Annotated in this window: 12 protein-coding genes; 2 read left to right on the top strand and 10 right to left on the bottom strand. The window is 48.1% G+C overall.

Annotated elements, in window-relative coordinates:
• Window positions 1-30: 30 nt before the first annotated feature.
• The 6 genes from CLV82_RS04065 to CLV82_RS04090 all read right to left on the bottom strand — a co-directional run bounded on the left by CLV82_RS04065 (window position 31) and on the right by CLV82_RS04090 (window position 10,254).
• On the bottom strand, window positions 31-1,461 hold the full coding sequence (locus CLV82_RS04065) for a serine hydrolase (protein ID WP_133643006.1): 1,431 nt from the start codon (window positions 1,459-1,461) through the stop codon (window positions 31-33).
• A 119-nt stretch (window positions 1,462-1,580) separates the two neighbouring features.
• Window positions 1,581-2,879, bottom strand: coding sequence for an amidohydrolase family protein (locus CLV82_RS04070; RefSeq protein ID WP_133643458.1), 1,299 nt, complete (start codon window positions 2,877-2,879; stop codon window positions 1,581-1,583).
• 6 nt (window positions 2,880-2,885) lie between these two features.
• Window positions 2,886-5,843 carry an amidohydrolase family protein gene (locus CLV82_RS04075; RefSeq protein WP_133643007.1) on the bottom strand — a complete coding sequence of 986 codons (2,958 nt, stop codon included), beginning with the start codon at window positions 5,841-5,843 and terminating at the stop codon, window positions 2,886-2,888.
• A gap of 167 nt (window positions 5,844-6,010) precedes the next feature.
• On the bottom strand, window positions 6,011-6,814 hold the full coding sequence (locus CLV82_RS04080; protein ID WP_133643008.1) for a sensor histidine kinase: 804 nt from the start codon (window positions 6,812-6,814) through the stop codon (window positions 6,011-6,013).
• Complete coding sequence (locus tag CLV82_RS04085; RefSeq protein WP_133643009.1) at window positions 6,814-7,356, bottom strand: heme NO-binding domain-containing protein; 543 nt, start codon at window positions 7,354-7,356, stop codon at window positions 6,814-6,816. Before CLV82_RS04085 ends, CLV82_RS04080 begins: the two co-directional genes overlap by 1 nt.
• Window positions 7,357-7,494: 138 nt before the next feature.
• A complete protein-coding gene (locus CLV82_RS04090) occupies window positions 7,495-10,254 on the bottom strand; it encodes a PAS domain-containing sensor histidine kinase (protein ID WP_166636662.1) in 2,760 nt (919 codons plus the stop codon).
• 333 nt (window positions 10,255-10,587) lie between these two features.
• Between CLV82_RS04090 and CLV82_RS04095 the strand changes: the two genes are divergently transcribed.
• On the top strand, window positions 10,588-11,856 hold the full coding sequence (locus CLV82_RS04095; protein WP_133643011.1) for a DEAD/DEAH box helicase: 1,269 nt from the start codon (window positions 10,588-10,590) through the stop codon (window positions 11,854-11,856).
• Between the two features lie 2 nt (window positions 11,857-11,858).
• On the top strand, window positions 11,859-12,089 hold the full coding sequence (locus tag CLV82_RS04100; RefSeq protein ID WP_133643012.1) for a VF530 family protein: 231 nt from the start codon (window positions 11,859-11,861) through the stop codon (window positions 12,087-12,089).
• A 124-nt stretch (window positions 12,090-12,213) separates the two neighbouring features.
• On the opposite strand, the gene CLV82_RS04105 is transcribed toward CLV82_RS04100, so the two are convergent.
• From CLV82_RS04105 to CLV82_RS04120, 4 genes are read right to left on the bottom strand one after another with little or no spacing between them, the layout of a single operon-like run.
• Window positions 12,214-13,938, bottom strand: a complete 1,725-nt coding sequence (locus CLV82_RS04105; protein ID WP_133643013.1) for a DUF885 family protein — start codon at window positions 13,936-13,938, stop codon at window positions 12,214-12,216.
• Window positions 13,939-13,966: 28 nt separating this feature from the next.
• The gene (locus tag CLV82_RS04110) at window positions 13,967-15,379 is read right to left on the bottom strand and encodes an amidohydrolase family protein (RefSeq protein WP_133643014.1); all 1,413 of its coding nucleotides are present in this window, start codon (window positions 15,377-15,379) and stop codon (window positions 13,967-13,969) included.
• Between the two features lie 47 nt (window positions 15,380-15,426).
• Window positions 15,427-16,281 carry a ChaN family lipoprotein gene (locus CLV82_RS04115; RefSeq protein WP_133643015.1) on the bottom strand — a complete coding sequence of 285 codons (855 nt, stop codon included), beginning with the start codon at window positions 16,279-16,281 and terminating at the stop codon, window positions 15,427-15,429.
• On the bottom strand, window positions 16,274-17,128 hold the full coding sequence (locus tag CLV82_RS04120; RefSeq protein WP_133643016.1) for a peptidylprolyl isomerase: 855 nt from the start codon (window positions 17,126-17,128) through the stop codon (window positions 16,274-16,276). The genes CLV82_RS04115 and CLV82_RS04120 overlap by 8 nt, the downstream gene beginning before the upstream one ends.
• Window positions 17,129-17,172: the final 44 nt, after the last annotated feature.

Below are 17,172 nucleotides of genomic sequence, written 5' to 3' on the forward strand. Positions count from 1 at the left end.
TGAGCTGGTATTTTTTTAAAACCACGGTAATTAATCACGGATGCGTCTGGCGTAATTATCGTGATTTTTAAGACGGGTGACCCTGCCATTCGCATCCCTTTCAAACTCCAGCGTTTCACCCAGTTCATCGTCATCCCTGACACGCCTGAAAGTATCTCCTTCGATGTGCTTGTAAAAGGTCATAGCTTCGGCGGGATTATCGGCCGGCAGGTAGAGCTCTACCAGCTGCCCGTTCAAACTCCCGATATAGGCCTCGCTGCCCCAGGGTTGGGTGTCATAATACCCGGTATAAGGGGAAAGGTCTGGTCCGTCTTCAGAGTCTTTATCGTGCTCTTTTACTTTTGACAGGATCTTATGCATTCCCATCGCGTATTTCCCGGGATTAGTGCCATTAGCATTGATCATTACGGAATAGGCCAACTCTTTCCCCGGGTGCAGCATCAAAACAGACCTGTAGCCCGGGCAACTCCCCCCATGGCTCACCCAGCTGCCGCCGTCATCGGCTTTCCTGACCGCAAACCCAAGCCCCCAGGTTACGTCCCATCCCGGGTCTGTGTAATGTACCTGCTGCATATACCTGAGTGTGGCCGGTTTCAGGATCTCGGTCGTAGTGGTATCCAGTAAGCGGAATTGCCAGGAGGCAAATTGACCTAGGTCGGAAACATTAGAGGAAAAGCCGGCCGCAGCAGTGATCCCGTTGGCCTGGAATAATTTCAGGCGGTCCCTGCTGCCATCGCGTTTCAGGGCACCATAGCCAATAGCAAGTTGTTTGCCGTAAAGCGATTGTGGCAACTCGGTGCGAGTGTCGGTTAGCTGCAGGGGATCCAGGATATTCTTTTGTATGTACTGTTCATAAGGCATCCCCGAGACCTGGGTCACGATCTCACCAAGCAGGGTAAGTCCCAGGTTGCTGTACTGGAAATAAGTGCTGGCAGGGTAAAGGGTCTCCTGCTTGCCCAGTTCGGCCCGTACCTGCTCCTCGCTTGGAAAGGGAAAGTCGGGCCCCGTCCAGTAAGGGAAATTGGCTTCCCTGGGCAAACCGGAAGAATGGGTCAGGAGGCTGCGTACCGTCACCGGTCCGCTGTCCGGGAATTGCTGCTGCAGGTTATACCAGGGCAGGAGGTCACTTACCTCGTCATCTATCCGTAATTTACCCTCTTCGTAGAGTTTCATTACCGCCACGGCGGTAAAAAGTTTGGAGATGGAACAGATACTGCAGATGGTCTCAGCAGTGGTAGCCACTTTTTCTTCCCTGTTGGCCATGCCGTATCCACCTTGCCAGAGCACTTCCTGGTCCTTAACAACAATAGCCGAAATACCCGGAAGCGCTTCATAATCTTTTTGGGCATCAAGCCAGACTTCGATCAGTTTAAAGGCTTCAGTGTAGTCTTTGGTGTTTTCCTGCCCCCGCAGCTGGAGACAGAGAAGTATGGACAGGATCAGGAACAGACGGACAGACATAAGGTTAACATTTAGTGGTTTAACCTTAAAAATAGGGAAAAATGTATTCTGTTTTCCCAGTTGATTAAAATAAGAAAAGCCCCTTTGGGAGGGGCTTTGGATTCTTCAGTTATCAGGTTTTACTTAGACTGCCGTTCGTATTTTTCGGAATACCTTTTCCAGAGCTCTGTCTGGTGAGTTTCCAAAGACAGTTCACGGCCATCTATAAAAGCATGGGTAAGTTGGTTGGTACGCATATCAAGGGCATTGCCTTCACTGATAAAGAGGGTAGCACTCTTACCTTCTTCCAGTGTTCCGTACTTATCATCTATGCCCAGTATCTTGGCCGAGTTACCGGTGATCAGGGTGAGAGCAGTCTCCATGTCCATTCCCTGGCCGGCCACCTGGCCTGCATAAAAAGGCAGGTTCCTGGTCTGGAAATTAGAAGCTTCTGAATTTTGTATCGCCACCAGCAGACCTCCATCTGCCAGTAATTTTGGCAATTTGTATGGCAGGTCGTAATCATCGTCGTCCCTGGCAGGAACATTATGGGTTTCCTGGACTAAGACAGGAATATTGTGTTGTTTTAGAAAGGGAATGATCTTGTGAGATTCATACCCCCCTACCAGTACTACATCTTTTACACCACTCTCTTTAGCAGTGGTGATGGCGTCTATGATCTCTTTCTCTCCATCGGCATAGACGTAGAGTTTCTGTGACCCGTCAAATAAACCTTTCATGGCAGTAAAAGCCTGGTTGGGTTGTTCCCCGTCCTTAGCTTTATAAGCCATGGAATTCTTCATGAATGTTTCAATCGCCGTAATGTCCTCCGCATAATCCTTATTAGGTTTAAATCCGCGGTCTTCTCCTTCCCACCAGCGCCCGCGGCGGAAAGTATTGGGCCAGTGCAGGTGGATCCCGTCATCTTCTTTAATTACGGCATCTTCCCAGTTCCATGCATCAAACTGAACGATGGAAGAGGTACCGCTGATGGTTCCCCCTTGTGGTGTGGTCTGCCCGATGAGTACCCCGTTCGGGCGCATGGATTCTACTACTTTACTCTCGGCATTATACGCGATTATACTACGAACATGAGGGATCAGTTCGCCGATCTCGTCCTGGTCGTTACTGGCGCGGACCGCGTTGATCTCGATGAGTCCCAGGGATTTAGCCGGAGCGATGATCCCGGGATAGACGTGTTTGCCATCGGCGTTGATCACTTTTCCTTTCGTGGCGGTATCTGCGCTCCCCATAGCGGTGATCACCCCGTTTTCAAAGACGATCACAGCATCCTCTATTACTTCTCCATTCCCGATGTGGGCGGTAGCACCGCTGATCGTAATGGCTTCTTCCTGTGGTGCAGCCGGGGTTTGTTGTGCGATGCCTGTGGCACTAGCCATAAAAGCCAGGGTTGCGATTATATATTTATAAAATTTCATCATGTCTTAGTTAATGGTTTCACATTCAAAGTTGATCCGGTCTTTGCCTTCAGGGGCACGAGTCTTCCCGCCGCCGTTCTTCTCATCGAGCATCATCCCGATCAGTTTGCTGCGCTCTGCCTGAATGGCCTCCCGCTTTTTCTTATCGGTTTCAAGGTCAAAGTAGACGGTCCCTTCAATGATGGTCTTTTCTGCCTTGGCCGCTACGGAGAGCGGGTGGTCTGTCCAGAGTACCAGGTCGGCATCCTTGCCTTCAGCGATACTCCCTACACGGTCATCAATATGTAATAATTTGGCAGGATTGATGGTCACCATCTTCCAGGCTTCTTCTTCACTCATACCTCCGTATTTCACGGTCTTGGCAGCTTCCTGGTTCAGGCGACGAGACATTTCCCGGTCATCACTGTTAATAGCGACAGTTAAGCCTACATTCGCCATGATGGCTGCGTTATACGGGATGGCATCATTCACCTCGTACTTGTATGCCCACCAGTCGCTGAAAGTAGAAGCACCTACGCCGTGTTCTTTCATCTTATCGGCTACTTTATAGCCTTCCAGGATGTGAGTAAATGTGTTTACACGGAAACCAAACTGCTCTGCGACTTTCATCAGCATATTGATCTCGCTTTGTACATAAGAATGCGAACTGATAAAGCGTTCCCCGTTCAGAATTTCTGCGAGGACTTCCATCTCCTCATCATAGCGGTAAGGCTCGCCACTCTTCTTTTTGGCATCATAGGCCTTGGCACGGTTAAAGTAGTTTACGAATACTTGTTCTACACCCATCCGGGTCTGAGGGAAACGACTGAAACTCTGCCAATTGCTCTGTTTTACATTCTCACCAAGGGCAAACTTGATAAATTTTGGGCTGTTATCATAGATCAGACCCTCGGCGTCTTCTCCCCACTTCAGTTTAATGATCGCTGATCGACCTCCTATTGGGTTGGCTGAACCGTGCAGGATCTGGATCGAGGTCACCCCTCCACCCAGGTTTCGATAAATATTAATGTCTTCCGGATCCACTACGTCTTCTATACTCACTTCTGCCGAAGAATTCTGACCGGATTCGTTGATGGAAAGGGCTGCAATATGCGAATGTTCGTCAATTATCCCGGCAGTAAGGTGTTTCCCGGTGGCGTCGATCACCGTGGCCCGACCTGCATTCAGGTTCTTGCCGATGCTGGCGATCTTACCGTCGCGTACCAGTACATCTGTATTCTCGAGTACCCCTGCATCTTCGCTGGTCCATACCGTTGCATTGCGGAACAGCATATCGGTCTGCCTGGGCTTTTGAGAGAAACCATACCCTACATTAGGATAAGTAACTGCTACCACTTCAGGTTTGGAAGTTGCTTTTTCTTCATTCTCATCTTTAGAGGCTGCATCCCCGGTCCTTTTAGCAGTGAAATTGCCTTCTGCGCCATCGGGCATAACGATACGGCCCGAGATCTGACTCCCTTTATCCGGCACCAATGCAGTAGCCCTCCAGGTCTTACCGGATTTTTCATCCGAGAACTTCAGGGTCATCCAGTTATCGCTGTAGGTCATGGTCGACTTCAGTTCCTCACTGCCTTTGCTGACTTTGGACTTCGGCTTGTCAGCTCCGCCGCTGATCTCAAGGTCAAAGGACTGGGTCCCGGCGGTAAGCGAATACTTGCCGTTCAGATCTCTTTGCTCTAAGCTGTTGATCACGTGTTTTTCTCCCTGGACCCAGTTTTCATACAAGGTGGTTTTCTTGTCAAAAATATCACCGGAAGTGACCAGGAAATTTGCATAACGTCCTTTCTGCAGACTACCGATCTCCCCGCTCATGTTGAGGTAAGAAGCAGGAACCGTGGTAAGTGCTTCCAGGGCTTTGGTCTTATCCAAACCGTATGTGAGAGCTTTCCGGAGTTTCTCACCAAATTCGGTAGGCTTTTTGAGTTTGTGGGTAGTCAGTGCAAAAGGGATCCCCTTATCGCTGAGCGCTTTCAGGTTCCCGGGAGCCTGGTTCCAGGCACGCATATCTTCCAGGGCGATATATTTTGCGGCATAAGGGTCGCTTACATCGTATGCATCGGGGAAATCCACCGGCATGATAAATCTCGCCTGGGTTTCTTTAATGTCGTCGATGGACTCGTATTCGTTGCCCCCGCCGACGATGATATAATTAATATTAAAGCGATCACCGATGGCATCGGCACGGAGTGCATTCCCTTTGTCCCCGGCTTCGAAAAATGCCGGCAAGGATTTATTTTCCAGCAGAGCTTCAAGGGAGCGATCCTTGGTATCCACATTTCCTTTGGCATACCATTCAGAATCCCAGTACATCTGTCGTAATAGGGCCATCGAACCCATCAGGGATGAAGGGTAAGACTGGCGACTGGCGATACTTCTTTCAAAAGAAAAGAACTGGCCGGACTCGTCTTCCAGTATTCTCTGCGCATCACCTCCTTTATCATTAAGGGCGATCACCGCCCCCGTACCCCTGGCAATACCATCGGCTATGTGGGTATTCACCACGCCAAACCCGGCTTCCCGGTATTCTTTAGCTTTCATTTTATCATACTCGAACTTGCCGATAGCACTGTTCTCAGGCATGATGTGGTCATTCCAGTAAAAACCTTCCCGTGATGGTTCGTACTGTGCGGAACGTCCGTTTCTTTCTGCGCGCTTAGGAAGATCTACCCCGAAGCCTGTATAAGGATCGATAAAAGAAGGATAGATAAATTTCCCTTGCAGATCAACGGTAACCGTGTTCTCCGGAATACTGACATTGCTGCCGGCATCAATTACTTTACCCTCCTGGATCAGCAGGGTTCCTTGCTTGATCACCTGGGTAGGGGTGACATAGATCGTGGCATTGGTCAATGCCGTGTAGTTGGTGTTCTTCTCTTTTACCCCGTCGTTTTTAGGAAAGTAATCCTGTGCGACCACTGCCTGCAAAAAGCAGAACAGGGCAAACACCAATGGTAATTTTCTCATGTGTTGGAATGGATTTTATTATCAAGAAGTCCTAAATATAAGAAGGCCAGAAATGTACTCTTTACCTTTAATCCATATTTTAACTTGCCTTTAACTATTCAGGAAACCGGGGGAAATTGGAATAGCAGGAATGTTATCCAGGGAGTAGTCTATTCCCCACCCTGGAATTACAAGGTCTTAGGGTCCATTATTGTAAAATAGAAGGTGCTGCCCTGGCCCAGGGTGCTCTCAACCCAGATCTCGCCCTGGTGCAGGTCTACGATCTTTTTACAATGGGCCAGGCCTATGCCAGTGCCCTCGTAGACAGATCGGTTATGCAGCCGCTGGAATACGAGAAATATTTTTTCCTGGTGAACCGGGTCAATCCCGATTCCATTGTCCTTTACGGCAAATTTCCAGCAGACACTTTCGCGGGTGGCACTGATCTCTACTTTAGGTTTTTTCCTGCTTTTATGGAATTTCAGGGCATTGGAAACCAGGTTCTGGAACAGCAGCCTGATCTCCATTTCATAGCCATTGATGACGGGAAGCTCCCCGATATCCAGCGTCGCCCCGGTTTTGTAAATGATATCAGCCAGGTCAGATTCTACTTCCCTGACAACTGTTTCGCAATTCACCTCAGTACGAGCCTGTGTTAAGCCAATACGGTTATAGTCCATCAGGTTTTTTACCAGGGCGCGCATGCGCAGAGCCGAATTGGAAATAATACTCATGTATTTATCCGCATTTTCGTCCAGTTGCCCTTTATACCGGTGGAGAAAAAGATCTGAAAAACTGCTGATGGTCCTGAGGGGTTCCTGCAGGTCGTGAGATGCGATATAAGAAAACTGTTCCAGGTCCTGGTTCTTTCGTTGCAGGTCCTGGTTAGATGTATAAAGTTCGCGGGTGCGATCTTCGATCATTTTTTCAAGGATCTTCACCTTCTCTTCTGCCACTGACAGCTTTTTTTTATAGGACTCCAGTTCGTTCATTAACTAAAAATAAGGTGATAGTCATAAAACTCGTGTCCGTCCTTCTCGTAACGGGAATGTCGTTGTTCGATCCGGGTATCAAAATGTTCTGCAACCCCGTTGATCAGGCCTTCCATAAGGTCGTACATTTTGCGCTTGCTGTAATAGGTGATCACCAGTTCGTTCTCACTGGGTTCGCTGTACTGGAAAACCGGTAGTTGAGTGTCCCGGTAAAGTTTCCGGACTTCTACATGGATGACATTATCTACGGTCATCAGGAAATCTTTTGGATTGGAGTAAGGGGCTACAAAGTTGGGATAGCGTTCCGCGAGCTTAAAAAATGTAAAGTGACCCATCTGTTTCATAAATTCCGGGACGGGCAAGTCTACTTTCTCTGCCGCCGTATGAACGATTTCCATCAGATCGTTGTCCGGGTAAGTGCCCGGGCCTACAAAGGGTTCAATTGTCTCAAGCTCGCAAGCAGAAAGGATCTGCTCCAATTTTTCTTCCCCGAAGCGGGTGGCGATAAATTTTTCAGCAATATTGAATATGATACCTTTCATGAGGATGCAAAACTTGTTATAGACCGCGGATATTAAAGAGATTCCGGGATAAATATAATGAAATCAGAAAAGAGGGTTTCGTGCTGGTATCCGACCCAGACGAATAACCTCATTACTTCCAGGAGTACAATACAATCCTCAGGCCGGGATGTATATATTAAAGGTGGCTCCTACACCTAGTACACCATCAGCTGTAATATGCCCGTTGTGATTTTCAACGATCTTTTTAACAATAGCCAGCCCCATCCCGGTTCCTTCGTACTGGTCTTTTGCATGCAGTCTTTGAAACAGTTCAAAGATCTTATTGGCATAGGTCTGGTCAAAGCCGATCCCGTTATCCTCTACTCTCAGGTGGCAATAGGTGGTGTCCGGCTCCAAGGCGGACAGGCCAAATTGCCTGCCGGTTTTTAACTGTGTGGAAATATGCACGACCGGGATGGTATCGGGCCTTGAAAATTTCATCGCATTAGTTAAAAGATTGTGCAGCAACTGGTGGAACTGGAAGGGGATAATATTTACCTCGTCCAGGTGACCGGTCTGTAACACGAGCGATTTGTTTTCCAATTCCTCCTTCAGGTCTTCCCTGATTTCACGGAGAACCTCGGTCATATGTACTTTTCTAAAATCTTTCTTCCCGGTGTTTGTCCTGGAATACAACAGCAATGCCTCTATGAGGGTCTGCATCCTGGCGGCAGATTTGATGATCCGGGAAAATTTGTTCTTCCCTTCAGGGGTCATGTTCTTTACCTCTCGTTCCTGTAACAGCCCGGCAAAGATCCTTATCTTTCTCAAGGGCTCCTGCAGGTCATGACTGGAAATAAAAGTGAAGGATTTCAGTTCCTGGTTCATTTTCTCCAGGGCTTCGTTCTTTTCTTTGAGTTCCGCAGTCCTTTTCAGCACCTGTTTTTCGAGTTCATAAGCAAACATCTTTTGTTCCTGTATATCGGTGCTGGTTCCTACCCACCGGGTTATACGCCCTTCATCATCCCGCTGGGGGATTGCCCGGCTCAGCTGCCATCGGTATTCTCCGTCGGCGCTGCGGAATCGGTGCTCATAGAGGAAATCGGTACCGGTCTTAATGGAGTGTTCCCATTGTCTCAGGTTCTCCGGACGATCTTCCGGGTGCACGATCTGTATCCACCCATCTTTCTTTATCTCTTCATAGGACAGTCCCGAATATTTGTAGACGGAGTTATTAAAATAATTTAAGTGTCCCTCGGGGTCTGAAGTCCAGATAAACTGGGGCATGGAATCTGCCAGGAGGCGGAAACGTTCTTCTCTTTCCTTTAATTGCTGGTGCAAGGTTCGCTCCTCGGTTATATCTCTCATGGTGCCCAGCATCTTGTCCGGATTTTGTTGCTCATCAAATAGTACCTTACCTTTCATCTCTATCCAGCGGATCTTCTGGTTGGGCAGGATAATCCTGGCCTGGTAATCAAATACACCAGAGGTCATTGCTTCATCGAAAGCTTTATCCCGTATATGGCGATCCTCAGGGTGCAGCTGGGATTTCATCTGTTCGTGGGTGAGCCGGGTTCCATTTTCGGAACCGAAGATCTTATAACAGCGTTCCGAACAATCGGCAATATTATCCTCAAAATTCAACTCCCAGAAGCCCAGTTCAGAAGCGTTGATGATAAGGTTCAGTTTTTCCTCGTTCGCCTCTACCTTATGCCGGGCCAGGACCTGCTCTGTTACATCTATCCCGATGGCCATGATGCCATCTATATTACCAAAGGCGTCGTATAGTGGCTCGTAAGAGAAATTGATGTACTTCGTTGTCGGCACTCCATTACGATCTATGACCACAGGCAATTCTGAAGTGCAAAAACGCTCACCGGTCTCGAAGACATTGGTAAGTAAGGTGTCGATGCCTTGTTTTTTTAATTCGGGCATTACTTCAAGGACCGGCCGATCCAGTACCTCTTTTTCCTCTTTATCCCATAATTCCAGGGCATTATTGTTTGCAATTTCGATCACGAAATCCTTTCCCCTCATAATGGCTATGGCAACAGGGGCCTGGAGGATCATCAGCCGCAGGTTGTTCTCCTTGATCTTTAGTAATCGTTCGGCAGCTTTGCGTTCTGTAATATCCTGTAAAGTACCTGTAAAACGGTATGCTACTTTATTTTCATCAAACCTTACTTTTCCTTTGGCGTGAACTATCCTTGGAGTATTGTTTTTTGGATTGATCAGTGAATAAACGATATCGTAATTCCCGCCGGATTCGTATTGCAGGGCTTCGGCAATAGCCGTTGTAACCCGTTCCCGGTCCTCAGGGACCATTGCATCGATCGCATCAGATAGTAAGATTTCGTTTTCAGGGGGGAGCCCGAACCATTTCTTCAGCCGGTGGTTAGCGGTAAACCTGTTGGTACGGGGATTGTAGTCATAGGTTCCCAATTCACTTGCCTCTATGGCGAACTTGAACTGCAACATACTTTCCTGCAGTGCTTCCTGTGAAACTTTACGATTGGTAGTCTCTATGCAGGTGGCCAGTACTCCGCCAATCTCTCCATTTTCCAGGCGGATAGGACTGTATGCAAAATCAAAATAGGTTTGTTCCAGTTTGCCGTTACGTTCCAGGGTAAATTCGGCATCTGTATATTTTACCGGCGTCCCGTTCCTGGTTTTTTCCAGCAGCGGACCGATCTCATCCCAGATCTCTTTAAAGTTATCGCGGGTACTTCTTCCCAGGGCTTTGGGGTGCTTGTCCATCCCGAGTATAGGCAGAAAGCCGTCATTATATATCTGGGTAAAATCTTCTCCCCAGGCAATATACATAGGAAGGGGATTCTCCATGATCATACTCAGCGCGGATTTCAGGGGAGCAGGCCATTCGTGGTAGGCACCCAGATGGGTGGCAGACCAATCCTTGCGTTTGATTAGTTCAGGCATTTCACCTTGTAATGAATGAATACCAAAATAATTTTCAGATTCCACAGATCGGGTCATGCCTAAGAGCTTCGGTTGTTATAAAAGTTTGTGTTATAGAGTTTTACTCTACAATAAGGATCGAAACTTAAAATCCTCACAAATTAAGCTTAAAACACGACTGACACACCAGATGTAACTAAAAATAATTAGCCTAATCAGTAACTATTTTAACCCAAACAGCTAATGATACCGTGGTTGATAGACCTAGAATGTTGCATCGGGAAAATTAACCGTACCTTTGCCGGCTATTCAGAAATGGTGATGTAAAGAATTGTCATTTCATAAACAATTTATATGTCATTTAAATCCTTAGGATTATCACAGGCTTTTCTTAAAGCCGTAGAAAAACAGGGTTACGATACCCCTTCACCAATTCAATCGAAAGCCATCCCCCCTATACTTGAGGGAAAAGATATCCTGGCATCAGCTCAGACAGGAACAGGAAAGACGGCCGGGTTCACCCTGCCCATGCTTCAAATATTATCCCAGGGCCAGCAGCTCAGGCAGCGCCCTGTCCGCGGATTGGTACTTACGCCGACCCGGGAATTGGCAGCCCAGGTTTTTGAAAATGTAAAGTCGTACAGTGCGTACACTGACTTGCGGGCCAGTGTTATATTCGGCGGAGTCAACCAGAACCCTCAGGTCAGGCAATTACGTAACGGGGTAGACGTACTGGTTGCAACCCCGGGGCGATTACTCGATCTCGTCGGACAGGGAGCACTTTCTCTCGATAAAGTAGAAATCTTTGTCCTTGATGAAGCGGACCGGATGCTTGATATGGGATTCCTCAGGGATATTGAGCGGATCATGAAGCTTTTGCCTAAGAAACGTCAGAACCTGATGTTTTCAGCCACCTTCTCAAAGGATATTAAAAAACTGGCCAACGGGATACTGAACCACCCGGTACAGGTTGAAGCTACCCCGGAGAATACCACGGTTGATGCTATTAACCAAAAGGTATACAGGGTAGCAAAAGGTAAGAAGACAGACCTGGCTATAAAACTCATTTCCGAAGGACAGTGGGAGCAGGTACTGGTTTTTACCCGTACAAAACACGGGGCCAATAAACTATGTAAAAAAATGGGACAGGCCGGGATCACCGCGGCCGCTATCCACGGTAATAAAAGCCAGGGGGCAAGAACCAAAGCCCTGGCCGGATTTAAGAGTGGAGAAGTTGGAGTCCTTGTTGCGACAGACATCGCGGCACGGGGATTGGATATACCGCTATTACCCCACGTGATGAATTACGAAATTCCGAACATCCCTGAAGATTATGTTCACAGGATAGGGAGGACAGGACGTGCCGGGGCTAGTGGCGAAGCTATTTCCCTGGTAAGTGCGGATGAGACCTCTTACCTGAGAGACATTGAAAAACTGGTGGGAATTTCTATTCCAAAGGAGATTATTGAAGGGTTTGAACCCGATCCCAATGCCTCTACAGAACCTGTAAAGCCACAACAAAGGGGCGGTAACCGTTCCAGGAATTCCTCAAAGAACCGGAACCAGAACTCGAGACCTAAACGCAATAACGACAGGCGGGAAGGCCGAAGGAAATCATACTGATCTTGGAAAATCAACCCAACAATCCCCTGCACGGTATTAAACTGGAACAGATTATCCGGGAGCTGGTGAACCATTACGGCTGGACCGTACTGGGGGAGAAGATCAACATCCGATGTTTTACCCACGACCCATCCGTGAAATCGAGCCTGGCATTCCTGAGACGGACGCCCTGGGCGCGTGAGAAAGTAGAAAGTCTTTACCTGAAATACCTCAGGGATACGAGCAAGCGGTGAATTCCGTTTAAACTGGACAGACTAGCGGAGTATTCCCAGGAGCCTGGAACTCTCTTAAGAGCAGGGTCCCGGCCGGCTGCGGTGAGGTGCCACTACCGTGTACAGGGGTGATACTACATCCGGGCTAATCTTCGTAAAATTTCCATTCGGAAGAAAAATCCTTATTGAGCTTCTTCGATGTTAACAAGGCGCGAACTATTTCGACCGGCATACTGTTCTCTTTCATGACGGCGTCGTGATACTCTTTGTAGGTCATTTGTCCGCTATCGACTAGCTCTTCCTTGAGGGCATAGAACTGTAATCCCCCGATCATATACGCGATCTGGTAGAGCGGACCGTACCCACCGGTGAAAGAACGTCTTACTTCACCTGCTGCGTTCGCCCTTTCATGGCCCACCCTGTTCACCAGGTAATCTATGCATTCCTGTGGGGTCCAGTTGCCCAGGTGGTAATTCAAAGAAAAAATAATCCTTGCGCAGCGATGCATTCTCCAGAACAGCATTCCTATCCGGTCTTCAGGGGAACGGGGAAAATCCAGGTCCCATAAGAGCAGTTCCCAGTAGAGGGCCCAGCCTTCTGTCCAGAAAGGAGTGCGGTAGAACCGGTATGGTTTATTCCGGTTATTGACAAAGCCCTGGAGATGGTGCCCGGCGATCAATTCGTGATGGACGGTAGACCGGTTAAAATGAGGGTTATTTCCCCTCATACTCATCAACTTTTCTTCATGATTCATCGCATCCGTTGGATAAGCGATCTGTAACACTTCTCCTCCCAGGAAGAAGGGAGCGATCAGCTGCCTTTCGGGAGACAGCATAGTCATTCTCCAGGTTTCTTCCGCCAGGGGCGGAATGGTGAGCAGATCTTTCTCTTTCAGGAAGGCTATAGACTGGTCGTATAATTCGAGCATAGCCTCCGGTTGTTGCCCAACGGGAACATAGGTCTGTTTAACTTTTTCCTGTGCAGCTTTCCAGTCGTCCCCGAATCCCATCTCCCGGGAAGCTTTTAATAATTCCCTGTCGCACCAGGCAAATTCTTTCTCGGCAATAGCGATCAGTTCCTCCGGGGTATAGGGGATCAGCTCAAATGCCAGTTGCTGCAGGATGGCATCCCTGCCTATAGGATCGCCGATGATGCCGCTCCCATCATCTTCAGGGAGGGTGGCAGGATCTACCCTGGATTCCAGTGTGGCGGCATAGATGAGCAGGACGCTGTCGAGCACTTTGTAAGGCTGAGTTACCCACCAGGTGAATTGCGGGTCGTACCCTTCATAAAACCCGAACATGCTCTGCAAGGCCGCACGCTGCCCTTCCAAAATGCCTTTAGCCCTGGAAGTCAGCTGGCGGGTAAATAGGGGTTGTTGTTCTTTTACCCGCTCAGAAGCTGCCGAGAAATCGTTAGTTATATTATTGAGTATTCCGGCAACCTCTTGTCCATCGAGGCGTTTCCCCCTTCTCCTGAGCTTCTCAAGGGTATATAATTCTTCGCCCGGAGAGATCCAGTCGCGGAGTTTTTCATATTCGTTCTTTTCTGTATTGAGTTCCCGAATTTGTTGATGCAGGTATTTTTTGATCATCAGGTAATCTACCTGGCCTCCCCTGGAAAGGGAGTCGAATTTGTATTCCTGAAGTTTAGCCAGGTAGTCCTCGTAAAATTTACGGAATCGTTCTCTGCGTTCAGGGCTGTTCTCAATCGCATAGAAACGAGACAGGCTGCCCTGGTCAGCCCTGAATTCTGTCGCCAGCTGGTAAAGTTCGGTAACGTGTCCTGTACTTTCCGAATCCTGCTGTGCCCGGAGGTTATGGTACCCAATTGTCACCAGGAAGCCAAGGGCAAAAAGTAAATGTTTCATAGGGAGTGTTAATATGCGGTTCCTATTGTTAGTTGTTCTTTACAGATTTAAGGAGTTCTCCAAGCTGCTCTTTATCAAAAACAGTCCCTCCTGCTATTACCATGGTCATACTTTGCAGGTGACTGATATCTTCCAGGGGATTTTTTTCCAGGATCAGCAGATCAGCCCTTTTCCCGCCGGCTACACTTCCATAGGCGGTGGTAACATCAAAAAAGCGGGGACCGTTGATCACGGATGTGGCTAATGCTTCTGCCGGACTTAACCCTGCCCTGACCATAAACTGCAATTCTCCCCAGAGCGATTCGCCAGGATAGACATACGAATTAAATGCCCCGCTGTCTGAACCCGCAAGGAGGGGGACACCGGCCTGTTGCATCGGTTTGATCATGGACATAAACTGACCTTCTGTTTTGGAACGCATGGAATTCCCGGAAGCCCTTGCCCGCTCTGCACTTTTTACCCTGCCTTCGTAGGTCTTCCGGATACCCGGACCAATATAATTCAGAAGACTGTCCTTACTGTGGTCCGTATCCAGTACGGTAGCGAGGATATGACCGATATAATTGGTTGGGGTTACATAAACTTCTTTTTCTGCCAATTGTCTGAATACCTTTTTAGCAAGGATGGTATCGTAGGTATCAACGAGGGCCCCGATCATCCCATATCCAGGATGCTTCTTACTGATACTGTCAGCTGCCGGGGAGCATGATTTTAAGACATAATACAGGTGCTCCGTGCCATCCAGGCCAAATTCCACGGCTTCCAGAAGGTCTGCCTGCAATGGCATATGCCCGGTGGTTTTCATCCCCCGGTCCTCTGCCTGGCGAATGATCTCATAATAATTATCAGGGCTGAGGTTGCCATCGTACATTTTCACATAATCAGCACCGATCAGCTTGAGGGAATCCAATGCCAAACCAACCTCCGTTGCATCGGTTACTTTTATTGATCCCGGCCATGCGGGTTGATCACCATCCAGTTTAGGTCCTGAAGTGAAGATCCTGGGTCCCGGCAATTCTCCCTGGGTTATGTCTTGCTGCCATTCCAGTACTTGCGGGGTAATATCTCCCCCTGCATCCCGGACCGTAGTGATGCCGTAGGCGAGGAAAAGAGGAAGGAGATCCTTATTTTCCTGTAACAGGGAATCACCTCCCCGGAAATGTACGTGGTTGTCCCAGAGCCCGGGCATGATGAAGGCATCCCCCAGGTCGCGGGTTTCCTTGGCTTTCCAATCCCCGGCATCTTCCATGGAACCTACTTCAAGGATATTCCGGCCATTGATGGCCACGAACTGTTTAGGAATTGTTGTGGCGCTATCTACCTGTACCACCGTGGCATTCAGTAAAATCAGGTCCGCTGTTTTTACCGTTTTGGTTTCCGTGTTACAGGAGAAGTTGGCCAGGAGGAGGATTAGAGCTATTATGGTAAATTTAATTTTCATTCTGAGAGAAGAGAGTTAAAGAAAATGATCCCATGTAAGGTACATAATTAATAAGTGCTGGTCATATCACTATCCACACAGATGATATAGTCTGCCCTTCCCAGGTATGCTTCTTCCAGCTCACCGAGATCATCTTGCGAAACCGTTGATATGGTTGCGTATTTTAGTCTGGGACGTTGCTTTTTCAGGTACCAGAGGATGCCCTGGTAATCATCGGAATGGAAAGAACCGTTGAGATGGAGGAAAATATAACCTTCTTTATAATTCTGCAGGATAGAATGGGCCATGGTAGCATCCTTAATGGCCTGGGCCATGACTAGTTCGGGACTCCCATGATCTCCCATCATATTAAGGATCTCCCGGTATTTGGTTAACGTACTGTCAAAAGGGATAGGCAGGGGGGCAATCCATTTTTTCTCGCCAGGCGGAAGGCTGTCCAAAATCCCGAACCCGTTCCTGTATACCATGCTGGCATATTTCCTGGGAATATTAGTGCCGATAAATGTCAATTTATTATCCCTTGCAAAATTGACAAGCGGGGCGTAATCGGTCTTATAGTTAGACCATAAACGAGCCAGGCTGTCCAGTCCGGCATGGTCTATCTCTCCATCCAGGTAGGCATTCAAGACCTGCTGGTTGTCCGTTTCAATCATTTCTGCACCTAATAGCAGTGGACTGGTCTCATGGAGATGTTTGGCGAGTTCCAGTTGTAACCAATGAGCTACCGGGTTATCGTGGAGTTCTCCGAAAAGGATAATATCTTTTTCCTCGAGCTCGTTCACCATTTTTTTGAAAGAGGTCTTTTTACCTTTTGAAGTGTACAGACGGTAGGCCCTGTCCTGGGAGAAAAGAGCCCCCAATACAAGGCAGAATGAGATGGTACATATTATCGTTCTATTCATCCCGTGGAGCTTGCTGTACCCGATCTACAAGTCTTACTTCCTTAATACGGACATCTTCCAGGGGCCTGTCCATGGGGTTGGTCTGCATTGCCGCTATGCTGTCAACCACAGCCATGCCACTCACAACTTCCCCGAATACGGTATAACTCTGGTCCAGGTGTGGGGCCCCTCCTGCCGTAGTATATATATTTCGCTGTTCTGCCGGGATAATATACCGAGGCAGGGAATCCTTAACGAGTATCGCCAGGGAATCCAGTTGGGCAATAACCCGGGCCAGTTCTTTTGGGGAGGATTTATCCGATTCCAGACCTGCCCAGACAACCGATAATTCTTTGTTCGCAGGATCATTAACTACATGGTTAAAGGCAAGGCGACTGTTGATGCGGTCTTCGGCAATATTTAACAGGCTGTCATTGAATACCCTTCCCTGCACGATATAGAACTGGGTAGAACTGGAGGCCCTGGAAGGCGTATTATTCCGGGCCATCCCCAGGGCTCCCCTTTTATGATAAATATCCGGGTGAAATTCGGCCGGTACTGTATAAGGCAGGTCCACTTCTCCCAGGGAATCGTTTGCTGCAGCTTTCCTGCTCTCAGGATCCCCGGCCTGGATAACGAAATTTTCAATTACCCGGTGAAAAAGGATGCTGTCATAGAATTTATCTTCCACCAGGGTTAAGAAATTATCCCTGTGTAATGGTGTTTCATCATACAACCTGATAATAATAGAACCTTTGTTGGTGACGATTTCCACATCTTTAGAGGCTTCTGCCGAATCGGTCTTAATTTCTTTGCATGCCGAGATTACAACAAGAAAGGAGAATAATAGAAAAATTGCTGAACGCATAGGATAAGTTTATCGGTATAAGTGGAATTAAATATAGAATAAAA

Origin of the sequence: Zeaxanthinibacter enoshimensis, from assembly GCF_004362865.1 — a bacterium.
Taxonomy (GTDB): Bacteria; Bacteroidota; Bacteroidia; order Flavobacteriales; family Flavobacteriaceae; genus Zeaxanthinibacter; species Zeaxanthinibacter enoshimensis.